Raw genomic sequence first — 13,205 nt, 5'->3', positions numbered from 1 at the left:
TCCGAAAACGCGCACGAAAACAAGACGACAGAGCGTCGTTCGTTCGAATGGTTGTCATCTGGAGTGGCTGCCTCGGGACCGACTCGCGTCGGCGTTCACCGGCGGGCAACTCGGAGAACACTACGCACGCGACCCACCTTCGTCAACTCCGTGCCAAGGACACCACCCGGGGGTATCCTGAGCCCCATGACAACGCATGCGCACACACAGCTCTGGTGGGCCGCCTGAAGGCGGCCGACCCCTGCAGCGCATGCACCCAACGGCCGCCGCTTCGGCGGCCGTTCGCGTATCTCGACCTTGACGCCCGGCCGGCGACCGCGGCGGCCACGACAAGGAAGAAGTCTCTGAGATGACGCGGATCTTCAGCGGAGTGACACCGTCGGGGCACCTCACCCTGGGGAACTACCTCGGGGCCATCCAGCGGTGGGTCTCGGTCGACCAGCACCAGAGCCCGCACCAGGAAGACGCCCTGTTCAGCATCGTCGACCTGCACGCCCTCACCGTCGAGCACGAACCGGCCCGGCTGCGACGGCTGACACGGCAGACGGCGACACTCCTACTGGCAGCCGGTCTCGACCCGAAGGTGTGCACGGTATTCGTGCAGAGCCACGTCGACGAGCACACCCGGCTGTCGTACGTACTGGAATGCACCGCCACGGACGGCGAGCTGCGGCGCATGATCCAGTACAAGGAGAAATCCGCGAAACAACAGTCGGTGCGGGTCTCCCTGCTCACCTATCCGGTGCTGATGGCGGCGGACATCCTGGCGTACCGGACCGACGAGGTGCCGGTCGGCGACGATCAGGCGCAGCACGTCGAGCTGTCCCGTGATCTGGCGGTCCGTTTCAACCAGCGGTACGGGCACACGTTCACCGTGCCCCGTGCCGTGGTCCCGCCGGTGGCCGCGCGGGTGATGGATCTGCAGGAGCCGGCTTCCAAGATGAGCAAGTCCGCGAGCGCGACGACCGGGGTCATCTCCCTGCTCGACGAGCCGGCGGTGATCCGCAAGAAGGTCATGCGGGCGGTGACGGACAGCGGGTCCGACGTCGAGTACGACCGGGTGGAACAGCCGGGGCTCGCGAACCTGCTGGAGATCCTGGCCGCCTGCACCGGCGGCGAGCCGGCGGAGCTGGCCGCGGGGTACGACTCGTACGGCTCGGTGAAGAAGGACGTGGCGGAGGCGGTCGTCGAACTCCTGCGGCCGTTGCAGGAACGCCATGCCGCGCTCTGCGCCGATCCCGGCTTTCTCGACGAGGTGCTGCGCGACGGCGCCGAGCGGGCGCGCACCCTCGCGCGGCCGACGGTGGACGCCGCGTACCGGGCGATCGGGCTGCTGTGAGAGGAAGGGGCGGGCTCAGGTGGCCCGCCCCTTCGAAGCTCTGGGAGTCCGCTGCCCTCAGCCGTTGCCGGAAGCCAGCTCGCGGCTGCGGTCTCGGGCCGCTTCGAGGGCGGCGATCAGCGCGGCCCGCACCCCGTGGTTCTCCAGCTCCCGGATGGCGCTGATGGTGGTGCCGGCCGGTGAGGTCACCGCCTCACGGAGCTTCACCGGGTGCTCGCCGCTGTCACGCAGCATCACGGCCGCGCCGATCGCCGACTGGACGATCAGGTCGTGCGCCTGGGCGCGCGGCAGGCCGAGGAGGATACCGGCGTCGGTCATCGCCTCGACCAGGTAGTAGAAGTACGCGGGCCCCGAGCCGGACAGCGCGGTGGCGGCGTCCTGGTGCTTCTCGGGGACGCGCAGCGTCTTGCCGACCGGCTTGAAGATGTCCTCGGTGCGGACGAGGTGCGCCTCGGTGGCGTGGCTGCCCGCGGAGATGACGGACATGCCCTCGTCGACCAGCACCGGGGTGTTCGGCATGACGCGGACGACCGCGAGGCCCTCCGTCAGCCGCTCCTCGAAGAACGCGGTCGGGATGCCTGCGGCGGCGCTGATGACGAGGCGGTCGGCGGCGACGTGCGGCGCCAGCTCGTCGAGGAGGGCACCCATGTCCTGCGGCTTCGCCGCGAGGATGAGGGTGTCGGCGGCCTTCGCCGCCTCCGCGTTGCTGACGGCCTCGACGCCGTACCGGGTCCGCAGCTCCTCCGCCCGCTCCGGGCGCCGCGCGGTGACGAGCAGGTCGTCGGGCGACCAGCCGGCCCGGATCATGCCGGAGAGGAGGGCCTCACCGATCTTGCCGGTGCCGAGTACGGCGACTTTCTGGGTCATGGCGTCACCTTCGAGCGGTACGGGGGCTTTCGCGGCCATCCTCGCACCACGTGCGCCACCCGCGGCTTTTCGGTCCAACTGCCGGTACGGGGCGCGTCGGGCCGGGCGGCGGGCGTCGGGCCGGGCGGCGGGCGTCAGACCGCGCAGCCCGGCGTCGGACCGCGCGGACCGGCGTCAGGCCGTGCGGACCGGCGTCAGGCCGTGCGGCGGCGGAGGGTGGCTGCTCCCAGGGCCAGGGCCACGAGAGCGCACGCCGCGACGACGGCCAGGTCGCGGACGAAGTCGCCGGTGACTCCGGTGTGCTGGACGACCTGCGTCATGCCGTCGACCGCGTACGACATGGGGAGCACGTCGGAGACGGCGGCGAGCACCGGCTGCATGGTGTCGCGCGGGACGAGGAGTCCGCACATCAGCAGCTGCGGGAGGAGCACGGCCGGCATGAACTGGACGGCCTGGAACTCGCTGGCCGCGAACGCGCTGACGAAGAGGCCGAGGGCGATGCCCAGGAACGCGTCGGCGAGGGCGATGACGAGGAGCAGCCAGGGCGAGCCGACGACGTCCAGGCCCAGCCCCCAGACGGCGAGCCCGGTGGCGAGGCACGCCTGGACGACGGCGACGCCGCCGAAGGCGAGGGCGTAGCCGCCGAGCAGGTCGGCCTTGCCCAGCGGCATGGACAGCAGCCGCTCCAGCGTGCCGGAGGTGCGTTCGCGGAGGGTCGCGATCGAGGTGACCAGGAACATCAGGATGAGCGGGAAGATGCCGAGGAGCGATGCTCCGACCTGGTCGAAGGTGTGCTGCTTGCCGTCGTAGACCCAGCTCAGCACCGCGAGCAGCAGGCAGGGGACGACCAGCATCAGGGCGATGGTGCGGCGGTCGTGGCCGAGCTGGCGCAGGACCCGGCGGGCGGTGGCGAGGGTGCGCAGGAGAGAGAAGGCGCGGGGAGCCCGCTCGGACGTTGCCTCGGAAGGGTCCTTGGGGGTCCCCCCGGACGGAGTTCGGGGGAGGGTGCCGGCGGGCGACGGGTGCGCGTTCATTTGGCCTGCTCCTGGCGGGTGTCGGGGAGGGTGACGACGTTCGTGCGGTGGTCGGAGCCGGCGTTGGCCGCGTCCACGAGATGGAGGAAGGCCTGCTCGACGGTGGCGGAGCCGGTGGATTCGCGCAGCCCGTCGGGGGTGTCGTCGGCGAGGATGCCGCCCTCGCGCATGAGGAGCAGGCGATGGCAGCGTTCCGCCTCGTCCATGACGTGCGAGGAGATCAGGACGGTGGCGCCGCGCTCGTCGGCGAGCCGGTGGAAGAGGTTCCACAGGTCGCGGCGCAGGACGGGGTCGAGGCCGACGGTGGGTTCGTCGAGGACGAGGAGTTCGGGTTCGCCGAGCAGGGCGACCGCGAGGGAGACCCGGCCGCGCTGGCCGCCGGAGAGGTTTCCGGCGAGTGCGTCGGCGTGGGAGACGAGGTCGACGTCGGTGAGGGCGCGGTCCACGTGCTCGCGGCGGGCGGCGCGGGTCAGGCCGAGGACGGACGCGTAGTAGTCGAGGTTCTGGCGGGCGGTGAGGTCGGTGTAGACGGACGGCGCCTGGGTGACGTAGCCGACGCGGGAGCGGAGCCGGGGGTGGCCGGCGGCGCGGCCCAGGACGTCGAGAGTGCCGATGACGTGCGCCTGGGTGCCCACGATCGCGCGCATGAGGGTGGATTTTCCGCAGCCGCTGGGGCCCAGCAGACCGGTGACCTGACCGCGCGGGACGGTGAACCCGAGGCTGTTCAGGACGGTACGGCTGCCGCGGACGACGGTCAGTCCGTCGGCCCGTACCGCCGGTTCAAATTTATTCATCATGTGATGAATATCCTCCGCCGACGGGTCCTCGTCAAGCGCCCGACGGGAGCTCGTCGAGCACCGGCGTCCGCTCGTCGGGCGCCGGCGCTCATCGGGACAGGGGTCGGGTCGGTCCGGGTCTGCTCAGGGTCATCCCCTATGGCGTTCAAGAGGCGGCCGCAGGACCGTGGCGGTATGAGGCGTTCATCCCGCGACATCGATGTGACCAGGTCCGAGAAGCGGCAGTTGGCCGTGGCCTCGGCGACGCTCGGGCCCTGGCGGCCCGCCGCGGCCGTGGGAGCGCTGGGCGGCGGAGTCTCGCTCGCGCTCCATGCCATCGGGGGTGACTTCGGACTCGGCATGGTCGTGAGTGCGCTGTCCGTCGCCCTGATGCTCTTCTTCCTCGTCGGCGGGGCCGGCGCGGTGCTCGGCACCAGCGCCAAGGCCGACCGCCGGATCCGCCGATGGGCGCGCGCGCATCCCTGGCAGGTGGCGGTGGTGCCGGCCGGGCTGCTCTTCGTCTCCGACTTCGTGATGCGGCAGATCCTGAGCAGCGAGGGCTTCTTCGGCAGCCTGTGGGACGGCCTGTGGCGCGGCGCGATCGTGGCCGCTGTCGTGGGTTCGGTCGGCGCGGTGGCGGCCTCGCGCCGCAGCTAGGAAGACACGACCCAGGCCATGACCTGGCGAGGGCTCAGGCCCGGAGGGCCACCGTCACGTCCGTGACGTACGGCTCGTCGAGCACGCCGTCGGGGAACAGCGCGAGCAGCTCCTCCCGCTCCTCGCGCAGGACCGGCTCCGCTTCCGCACCCAGCACGGCGAGGAACGAGTGGGTGCCGAGGGTCCGGAGCCGGTCGTCCACGGTGATCCGGCGCGACCAGCGGACGGAGTGCGTCCCGGTGCGGACCGCGAAGGGCGCGAGCAGGCCGGAGGCGGTGTGCGGGAAGCCGGGCGCCCGGTAGCCCGGGCAGCGTTCGGCGAGTCGCGCTTCCTGGTCGGCCACCCAGCCGTGGCTCAGGTCGGGAACGTTCCACCACATGGCCAGCGCGCCGTCCGGGCGCAGCACGCGCAGCGCCTCGGGGACCGAGCGGGCCGGTTCGGTCCAGTGCCACGCCTGGGCGTACGTCACGAAGTCGGCGGCGCCGTCCGCGAAGGGCAGCGCGTTGCCGTCGGCCCTGACGAGCGGAACGGCCGGCAGCGTGGCCCGGAGCTGCGCGGCCATGCCGGCGCCGGGCTCCACCGCGGTGACCCGCGCTCCGCGCGCTGCCAGCAGACGAGTCCCGATGCCGGTGCCCGCGCCCACGTCGATGACCGTGGCATCCGTCAGCGACCGGCCGGAGAGTTCCTCCACGGCGTCGAACAGCGCGGGCGGATAGCTGGGGCGGGCGGCCGCGTACTCGGCCGCGACCGCGTTGAACGACCTGGCCAGTTCGGTGTGCGACGACGACGTCATACGAACATTCTGCCGAGGCCGGGGACCGCTCGCCGGTGGATCAACCGAACGTGCCGCCTGCCCGTACCTAGCCGCGCTTGCGCTTCTTGGCGGCGGCGCGGGCGGCCGGGTTGCCGGTGCGGGTGCTGCGGCGCCGGGTGTGCAGTTCGCGGGCGCGCTCGTATTCGGCGCGGTGCAGTTTCTCGCCGGGGGCCTCGATGAGGGCGCGGACACTATAGGCGAGCAGCGTGCCGATGAAACCGATCAGCAGAATGCCCTGTGAGGAGCCCGCTGCCGCGTCGGAACCCCTGGCGCCGGGCTCGGGGCGGCGGATGAAGCCCTCCCAGGTCTTGCGGAAGGCCAGCGCGCTGCAGACGGCGAACGCGACGACGACGAGCAGCCCGACGAAGGTGCCGACCTTCGCGATGCTCAGACCCTGGAAGCCGAAGCGCAGCACGAACGCACCAGCAGCGGCGGCGGCCAGCGCGCCGACGGCGACGCCGGCGCGGCGCAGGGCGTAGCCGCCGTCGTGGTGCACCCAGGTCGTGCCGAAGAAACGCAGGGGCTCGGGCTGGGGGCCGTCGGAGGCCGCGGGTTCCGGCTGGTCGGTCGGCTGGGTCTGGGGGTCGTCGTCCACGGTTCGATTATCGCCGAACGACACGGCCTCCGGAGACCACAAAGGGACGTATCGGAAAAACTGCCCCCGGACGCACCGCTGCCCCGCCCGGTCGCGATGATCGACCGGTCGGGGCAGCGGAAGCGCTCAGGGTCTTGCTCAGGCCCGCTTTCAGCCTTCGAGCTTGCTGACGTCGCGGACCGCGCCCTTGTCCGCGCTGGTCACCATCGCGGCGTAGGCGCGCAGGGCCGGCGAGACCTTGCGCACGCGGTTCTTGGGGGCGTAGACGCCGCCCAACGCCTCGCGGCGGGCGGCGAGTTCCTCGTCGGGGACGATGAGGTTGACGCCGCGGTTCGGGATGTCGATACGGATCAGGTCGCCGTCCTCGACGAGGGCGATGGTGCCGCCCGACGCCGCTTCCGGCGAGCAGTGGCCGATCGACAGCCCCGAGGTGCCGCCGGAGAAGCGGCCGTCGGTGATGAGCGCGCAGGCCTTGCCCAGACCGCGGCCCTTGAGGAACGAGGTCGGGTAGAGCATCTCCTGCATGCCGGGGCCGCCCTTGGGGCCCTCGTAGCGGATGACGACGACGTCGCCCTCCTTGACGCGCTTGGTGAGGATAGCGTCGACGGCGGCCTCCTGGGACTCCACCACGACGGCGGGGCCCTCGAAGGTCCAGATCGACTCGTCGACACCGGCGGTCTTCACGACGCAGCCGTCCACGGCGAGGTTGCCGTACAGGATCGCCAGGCCGCCCTCGGTGGAGTAGGCGTGCGCGGCGTCGCGGATGCAGCCGTTGGCGGCGTCCGTGTCGAGGGTGTCCCAGCGCTCGGACTGCGAGAAGGCGGACGCGGAGCGGACGCAGCCGGGGGCGGCGTGGAAGAGCTCGACGGCCTCGGGCGACGCGGAGCCGCCGCGGATGTCCCAGCTCTTGAGCCAGTCGGCGAGCGAGGGCGAGTGCACGGTGTGCACGTCCTCGTTCAGCAGGCCCGCGCGGTACAGCTCGCCGAGGATGGCGGGGATGCCGCCGGCCCGGTGCACGTCCTCCATGTAGTAGTCGCCGTTGGGCGCGACCTTCGACAGACAGGGCAGCCGGCGCGAGAGCGCGTCGATGTCCGCCATGTCGAAGTCGACCTCGGCCTCCTGCGCGGCCGCCATCAGGTGCAGGATCGTGTTGGTCGAGCCGCCCATGGCGATGTCGAGCGCCACGGCGTTCTCGAAGGCGGCGCGGGTCGCGATGTTGCGCGGCAGGACGGTCTCGTCGTTCTGCTCGTAGTAGCGCTTGGTGATGTCGACGATCGTGCGGCCGGCGTCCTGGTAGAGCGCCTTGCGGGCGGTGTGGGTGGCCAGCACCGAACCGTTGCCGGGCAGCGCCAGACCGATCGCCTCGGCGAGGCAGTTCATCGAGTTGGCGGTGAACATGCCGGAACACGAGCCACAGGTCGGGCAGGCGTTCTCCTCGATACGGAGGATGTCCTCGTCCGAGACGTTCTCGTTGACCGCGTCGGAGATCGCGTTGACGAGGTCGAGCTTGCGGACGGTGCCGTCGACGAGGGTGGCCTTGCCGGCCTCCATCGGACCGCCGGAGACGAAGACGACCGGGATGTTGAGGCGCAGGGCGGCCATCAGCATGCCGGGCGTGATCTTGTCGCAGTTCGAGATGCAGATCAGCGCGTCCGCGCAGTGCGCCTCGACCATGTACTCGACGGAGTCGGCGATCAGGTCGCGCGAGGGCAGCGAGTAGAGCATGCCGCCGTGGCCCATCGCGATGCCGTCGTCGACCGCGATGGTGTTGAACTCACGCGGGACGGCGCCCGCCGCCAGGATCGCCTCGGAGACGATCCGGCCGACCGGCTGAAGATGGGTGTGGCCCGGTACGAACTCGGTGAAGCTGTTGGCGACCGCGATGATCGGCTTGCCGATGTCGGCGCTCGCCACACCGGAAGCGCGCATCAGGGCGCGGGCCCCCGCCATGTTCCTGCCGTGGGTGACCGTTCGTGACCTCAGATCGGGCACGGTAGCTCCACTCCCTCAAGTTCGTCCTCGGATCCTTCCGACAGTACGCCGTGGTTCCACGCTCTGGACAGCCTGTCCGGAATGCGGGACGAACGGGTCATATCCCGGTCACCTCCCAGGCGGGGCCGAGGCTCCGGCCAGGGTCACCCTCGGGAGGCGTCACGCCTCGGTCGGCCTCACGCCTCGGTCGGCGTCACCCTTCGGTCAGGTAGCGCTGCAGCGTAGGCGCCACCAGCGCGACGATGTCCTCGACATCGGCCGAGGCCAGCGGCTCCACCTTGATCACGTAGCGCAGGATCGCGATCCCGACCATCTGCGAGGCGGCCAGCTCGGCCCGCAGCTTCGGATCCGGCACCCGCAGATCCTCCGCGATGCGCTCCAGCAGCATGCGCAGCAGGAACCCGCGCAGGACGGCCGCCGCCGTCTCGTGCGTCAGCGCGGACCGGACGACGGCCAGCAGCGGGCCACGGGTCGCCGGGTTCTCCCAGACGCCGAGGAAGTAGCGGGAGAGCCGCTCACCGATGCCGTCGGGGCCCTGCCCCACCACGTCGGGCACGTTCAGCGCGGGCTCGAAGGACGTCTCGATCGCCGCCGCGAAGACCTGCTCCTTGGTGCCGAAATAATGGTGCACCAGCGCCGGGTCCACCCCGGCCGCCTTCGCGATCGAACGGACCGACGTCTTGTCGTAGCCGCGCGCGGAGAACTCGGCGCGGGCCGCGACCAGGATGCGGTCCCGCGAGTCGGTCGCCCCGGCGCGCGTCCCGCTGGGACGCCCACGACGACGGGGCTCGCCCTTCGGCCCACCCTTCGGTGCGGCTTGCGATCCGGCTTCGGAGACGTGGTCCTGCCCGGCCGGCGGCTCGCCCTTCGCCCGCCCCGTCACGCGCCGGGGACCCTGGCCGCCGTGGCCAGATGGAGCCGGGTGAAGGCCAGCGCCTCGGCGAGATCGGCCTCACGTTCGGCGGCGGACATCGCCCGCCGCGTGTTGACCTCGACGACCACATGACCGGTGAACCCGCTCAGCGCGAGCCGTTCCAGCAGTTCGGCGCAGGGCTGACCGCCACGGCCCGGCACCAGGTGCTCGTCCTTGGCCGAGCCGTTGCCGTCGGCGAGATGGACGTGCGCGAGCCGGTCACCCATCCGGTCGACCATGTCCAGGGCCGCGCTGCGGGACGTGGAGGCATGCGAGAGGTCCACCGTGAAGTGCCGGTAGTCGTCCTTGGTGACGTCCCAGTCGGGCGCGTACGCGAGCATCTCGCGGTCGCGGTACCGCCACGGGTACATGTTCTCGACGGCGAAGCGGACATCGGTCTCGTCCGCCATCCGCCAGATCCCCCGGACGAAATCGCGCGCGTAGTTGCGCTGCCACCGAAAGGGCGGATGCACGACGACGGTCGACGCGCCCAGCGTCTCGGCCGCCGCGCGTGCCCGCTGGAGCTTGATCCACGGGTCGGTGGACCACACCCGCTGGGTGATCAGCAGGCACGGCGCGTGCACGGCGAGGATCGGGACGTGGTGATAGTCCGAGAGCCGGCGCAGCGCCTCTATGTCCTGGCTTACCGGATCGGTCCACACCATGACCTCGACGCCGTCGTAACCGAGCCGGGCGGCGATCTCGAAGGCCGTCGCCGTGGACTCCGGATAGACCGAGGCCGTGGACAGCGCGACCTTCGCGTCCGGCACCCGGACCACATGTCCTGGCGCGGGAACGCCGTACGCCTGCCGGTCCGCGTACGCCTTTGGGTCCGCTCGTTCAGCCACAGGAGACAGCGTACGGCGACGGGTCAGCCGAACGGCACTCTCATCTGCGCCGACGTGACACGGTCAACATCGAACCGCGCTCATTCCCCATAAGGTCGAGTTTGCGGAGAATCACCCCTTCACGCAGCGCCCACGGACAGATCTCCAGCTCCGCGACCCCGAAGAGGTCCATCGCCGCCTCCGCCACCAGCGCCCCCGCCAGCAGCTGGCCCGCGCGGCCCTCGGAGACCCCCGGCAGCTGCGCGCGCTCGGCCCGCCGCATGGTCGTCAGCCGGGGCACCCACTCCTCCAGTGACCTGCGGGTCAGCGACCGCTGGGTGTACACGCCGTCGGCGCTGCGGGCGGCGCCCGCGATCCGTGCGAGCTGCTTGAACGTCTTCGACGTGCCGACCGCGTGGTCGGGGCGGCCGAGCCGGGAGAACTCCGCGACCGTCCGGGCGATCTCGGCCCGCACGTGCTTGCGCAGCGCGCGCACGTCATCGGTGGCGGGCGGGTCGCCGGGCAGCCAGGTGCTGGTCAGCCGGCCCGCGCCGAGCGGCAGCGAGACCGCCGCGTCCGGGTCCTCGTCCATGCCGTAGCCGACTTCGAGGGAACCGCCGCCGATGTCCAGAACCAGCAGCCGGCCCGCCGACCAGCCGAACCAGCGGCGCACCGCGAGGAACGTCAGCCGGGCCTCGTCCTCGCCGGACAGCACCGTGAGCGTCACACCGCTCTCGGCGGCGACCCGCGCGAGCACCGCCTCACCGTTGGCCGCCTCCCGGACCGCCGAGGTGGCGAACGCCAGCACGTCCTCGGCGCCCTTGTCCTCCGCGACCCGCAGCGCCTGCGAGAGGGTCGCGACCAGCCGGTCGACGCCCTCCAGGCTGATCGCACCCCGGTCGTCGAGCAGTTCCGCCAGCCGCAACTCCGCCTTGTGGGAGTAGGCGGGCAGCGGGCGCGCGCCCGGGTGCGCGTCCATCACCAGTAGGTGAACGGTGTTGGAACCCACGTCGAGCACTCCGAGTCGCATGGGACAGACGCTAGCGCCCATCCGCGCCGCAGATGGTGCGGGGGCCGCCACAGATGGCGTGGGGACCGCCACAGACGTTGTCCGGGCTCCCGGCGATCTACCCTGGCGGCGTGGCGAAGAACGTGGCAAAGAAGCTCAAGCAGTCGAAAAAGTCCCAGCAGCGGTCCGTACCCGCCTCCGTGCCCGACGAGGTCGGTCCGGACTTCGCCCGCGCCTGGGTCGAGTTCCCCGACCCGGCCGACGACGAGCAGCTGTTCCGTTGCGACCTCACCTGGCTCACCTCCCGCTGGACGTGCATCTTCGGCCAGGGCTGCCAGGGCATCGTCGCCGGCCGGGCCGCCGACGGATGCTGCTCGCTGGGCGCGCACTTCTCCGACGAGGAGGACGAACAGCGCGTCGCCGGCCACGCCGCCCGGCTCACCCCCGAGACGTGGCAGTTCCACGACCTCGGCACGAAGAAGGCCGGCGCCTGGGCCATGGTCAACGAGGACGGTGAACGCCAGACCCGCGTCGTCGACGGCGCCTGCATCTTCAGCAACCGGGCCGGTTTCGCCGGCGGGCAGGGCTGCGCGCTGCACGCCCTCGCGCTGCGGGAGGGCAAGGAGCCGCTGGAGACCAAGCCGGACGTGTGCTGGCAGCTGCCGATCCGGCGTACGTACGACTGGGTGGACCGGCCGGACGAGACGCGGGTGCTGGTCGTCTCGATCGCGGAGTACGACCGGAGGGGGTGGGGGCCGGGTGGGCATGACCTGCATTGGTGGTGCACGAGTGCTACGTCGGCGCATGGGGCGGGGGATCCGGTGTATGTGTCGTACCGGCCGGAGCTGACGGAGTTGATGGGTGTGGCGGGGTACGGGCGGTTGGTGGAGCTCTGTGAGGCTCGGCTGGCGGCGTTGTTGCCGATGGCGCCGCATCCGGCGGACCCGGCGTAGACCCTTCCGGCGGATCTGAGCGGGCGGTTCGTTGTGGGGTCGGGGGCCGGGTCCTCCGGGGTGGGTTTCGACATCGACTATTTAGGGCCTGGCGGCCCACAAATAGCTCGGCAGCATTTCGAAACCCACCCCTGCGGCCCCGGCCCCCTCGCGTCACCGCACCCGCGCCGTGCTCACACCGCCCGTGGTCCCGCCGCTCAGGCCGCCGGTGGGGCTGAGGACGACTCGCTCGGGGTCGGGGTGGGTGTGGGGCTGGGCTCCTGGGTTGTCGGGGTGGGGGTCGGGGTCTGGGTGTGGGTGGGGGTTGGGGTGGGGGGCTTGGTGTGGGTGGGGGGTGTGGCATGGCCTCGGACAGTGACCACCGCGCCGGAGGGGTTCAGGAGGATGCGGGCGGTCCAGGGGGCTGTGGGTTCGGTGGAGTGGTCGACCGTGACGGTGAGGGTGGCTGACTCGCCGGGGCGGAGGTCGCCGCTCGTGGCGCTCAGGTGGAGCCAGTAGGCGGCGGTGGAGGCGGTCCAGTGGACCGGGGTGTCGCCGGTGGCGGTGAGGGTGATGACGGTGGTGCCGCTGTGGGATCCGGCGGTGACGGTGAGGTGGCCGGGGGCGCCTGGGGTGGGGGTGCCGGGTGGGGTGGACGGTGAGGCGGAGGTGTCGACGCTGACCGTTGTTCGGGGGGTCGCCGGGTGGTGGGCGTCGTTGGAGCCCGTGCTGCCGGCCTTTTCGTACGGGTGGCCGTCGATGCCGTCGGCACCGTCCGGCTCGCTGGCGGAGATGCCGCCGCCCGGCTGGTCGGCGCCGATCGGCGCGCCACGGTAGGCGGCCCAGAGGGCGAGTACCGGGGCCGCGACGACGGCGGCGACGACCGTGGTGGTGACGGCGCGGTGCCGCAGCTGGGCGCGGCGGGCCGCGCGGTCCTTGTGGTCCAGGGGGAAGCCGCGCCGGTCGAAGCGCGGGGTGCCCTCGCGGCTGCGGCCGGCGCCGTCGCGCATGGAGTGCATCAGGGCGGCGTACGCGGCGGACCGTGGCGCTTCGAGCATGGTGAGCACGGCGGTCGCCGCGGTGGTCGCGGTGCCGGGCCAGGGGCCGCCGACGACGGCGCGCTCGGCGGTGAGCCGGCACTCCGGGCAGTCGTCGACATGGCGGACGAGTTCCCGGCGCAGGGCCGTGCCGAGCAGCACCTGGGTGTCACCGGCCAGCCGCGCGACGGCCGCGCAGGTGCCGACCTCGACGACGGCGAGCGCGGCGCGGGTGCGTTCGACCTCGCAGGCGGCGCGGGCGAGGAGCGCGCGGGCCGCGTCCGCCTCGATGCCGAGGACGTGGCCGACCTCGTGCGGCGGGAGCTGGTGGCGGACCGCGAGTTCGAGGGCCTCGCGCTGCTCGGGGGTGGTGCCGGCGGCCTCCGGCCAGGCGAGGGCAGCGCGCTGGCCGC

General features: G+C 72.0%; 13 protein-coding genes. 3 read left to right on the top strand and 10 right to left on the bottom strand.

What is annotated here, in order from left to right; all coding sequences use genetic code 11:
- The first annotated feature begins 349 nt into the window (after positions 1 to 349).
- Positions 350 to 1,339: a tryptophan--tRNA ligase gene (gene trpS / locus G3I60_RS42945; RefSeq protein WP_164296179.1), complete on the top strand. Its 990-nt coding sequence runs from the start codon at positions 350 to 352 to the stop codon at positions 1,337 to 1,339.
- A gap of 57 nt (positions 1,340 to 1,396) precedes the next feature.
- On the opposite strand, the gene proC is transcribed toward trpS, so the two are convergent.
- The 3 genes from proC to G3I60_RS42930 all read right to left on the bottom strand — a co-directional run bounded on the left by proC (position 1,397) and on the right by G3I60_RS42930 (position 4,037).
- Entirely contained in the window at positions 1,397 to 2,206 is an 810-nt protein-coding gene (gene proC / locus G3I60_RS42940; RefSeq protein WP_138354142.1) for a pyrroline-5-carboxylate reductase, read from the bottom strand.
- A 194-nt stretch (positions 2,207 to 2,400) separates the two neighbouring features.
- Positions 2,401 to 3,240: an ABC transporter permease gene (locus G3I60_RS42935; protein WP_138354141.1), complete on the bottom strand. Its 840-nt coding sequence runs from the start codon at positions 3,238 to 3,240 to the stop codon at positions 2,401 to 2,403.
- Entirely contained in the window at positions 3,237 to 4,037 is an 801-nt protein-coding gene (locus G3I60_RS42930) for an ABC transporter ATP-binding protein (protein ID WP_164296177.1), read from the bottom strand. The genes G3I60_RS42935 and G3I60_RS42930 overlap by 4 nt, the downstream gene beginning before the upstream one ends.
- A 174-nt stretch (positions 4,038 to 4,211) precedes the next feature.
- On the opposite strand from G3I60_RS42930, the gene G3I60_RS42925 reads away from it, so the two are divergent.
- Entirely contained in the window at positions 4,212 to 4,673 is a 462-nt protein-coding gene (locus tag G3I60_RS42925; protein WP_138354139.1) for a hypothetical protein, read from the top strand.
- Positions 4,674 to 4,707: 34 nt separating this feature from the next.
- On the opposite strand, the gene G3I60_RS42920 is transcribed toward G3I60_RS42925, so the two are convergent.
- The 6 genes from G3I60_RS42920 to G3I60_RS42895 form a co-directional block, all read right to left on the bottom strand.
- A complete protein-coding gene (locus G3I60_RS42920) occupies positions 4,708 to 5,466 on the bottom strand; it encodes a class I SAM-dependent methyltransferase (RefSeq protein WP_138354138.1) in 759 nt (252 codons plus the stop codon).
- A gap of 67 nt (positions 5,467 to 5,533) precedes the next feature.
- Complete coding sequence (locus G3I60_RS42915) at positions 5,534 to 6,082, bottom strand: hypothetical protein (protein WP_164296175.1); 549 nt, start codon at positions 6,080 to 6,082, stop codon at positions 5,534 to 5,536.
- 150 nt (positions 6,083 to 6,232) lie between these two features.
- Positions 6,233 to 8,074 (bottom strand): dihydroxy-acid dehydratase, encoded by a 1,842-nt coding sequence (gene ilvD / locus G3I60_RS42910; RefSeq protein WP_138354136.1) that lies wholly within the window; start codon positions 8,072 to 8,074, stop codon positions 6,233 to 6,235.
- Positions 8,075 to 8,267: 193 nt separating this feature from the next.
- Positions 8,268 to 8,957: a TetR family transcriptional regulator gene (locus G3I60_RS42905; RefSeq protein ID WP_164296173.1), complete on the bottom strand. Its 690-nt coding sequence runs from the start codon at positions 8,955 to 8,957 to the stop codon at positions 8,268 to 8,270.
- On the bottom strand, positions 8,954 to 9,766 hold the full coding sequence (locus G3I60_RS42900) for a sugar phosphate isomerase/epimerase (protein ID WP_138354157.1): 813 nt from the start codon (positions 9,764 to 9,766) through the stop codon (positions 8,954 to 8,956). Before G3I60_RS42900 ends, G3I60_RS42905 begins: the two co-directional genes overlap by 4 nt.
- Positions 9,767 to 9,875: 109 nt before the next feature.
- Positions 9,876 to 10,844 (bottom strand): Ppx/GppA phosphatase family protein, encoded by a 969-nt coding sequence (locus G3I60_RS42895; RefSeq protein WP_138354134.1) that lies wholly within the window; start codon positions 10,842 to 10,844, stop codon positions 9,876 to 9,878.
- 122 nt (positions 10,845 to 10,966) lie between these two features.
- Between G3I60_RS42895 and G3I60_RS42890 the strand changes: the two genes are divergently transcribed.
- Positions 10,967 to 11,776 carry a hypothetical protein gene (locus G3I60_RS42890; RefSeq protein ID WP_138354156.1) on the top strand — a complete coding sequence of 270 codons (810 nt, stop codon included), beginning with the start codon at positions 10,967 to 10,969 and terminating at the stop codon, positions 11,774 to 11,776.
- A gap of 197 nt (positions 11,777 to 11,973) precedes the next feature.
- Here the strand turns inward: G3I60_RS42890 and G3I60_RS42885 are convergent.
- Positions 11,974 to 13,205, bottom strand: a 1,232-nt coding sequence (locus G3I60_RS42885; RefSeq protein WP_164608522.1) for a BACON domain-containing protein, incomplete at its 5' end; no start/stop codon positions are given.

Origin of the sequence: Streptomyces sp. SID13666 (assembly GCF_010548325.1) — a bacterium.
GTDB lineage: Bacteria > Actinomycetota > Actinomycetes > Streptomycetales > Streptomycetaceae > Actinacidiphila > Actinacidiphila fildesensis.
The sequence above is the reverse complement of the archived record's forward strand: the minus strand, read 5'-3'. Positions and strand labels throughout refer to the sequence as shown.

Coding starts and splice junctions, on each gene's coding strand:
- trpS (WP_164296179.1), top strand. CDS start 350: ATGACGCGGATCTTCAGCGGAGTGACACCGTCGGGGCACCTCACCCTG.
- proC (WP_138354142.1), bottom strand. CDS start 2,206: ATGACCCAGAAAGTCGCCGTACTCGGCACCGGCAAGATCGGTGAGGCC.
- G3I60_RS42935 (WP_138354141.1), bottom strand. CDS start 3,240: ATGAACGCGCACCCGTCGCCCGCCGGCACCCTCCCCCGAACTCCGTCC.
- G3I60_RS42930 (WP_164296177.1), bottom strand. CDS start 4,037: ATGATGAATAAATTTGAACCGGCGGTACGGGCCGACGGACTGACCGTC.
- G3I60_RS42925 (WP_138354139.1), top strand. CDS start 4,212: ATGAGGCGTTCATCCCGCGACATCGATGTGACCAGGTCCGAGAAGCGG.
- G3I60_RS42920 (WP_138354138.1), bottom strand. CDS start 5,466: ATGACGTCGTCGTCGCACACCGAACTGGCCAGGTCGTTCAACGCGGTC.
- G3I60_RS42895 (WP_138354134.1), bottom strand. CDS start 10,844: ATGCGACTCGGAGTGCTCGACGTGGGTTCCAACACCGTTCACCTACTG.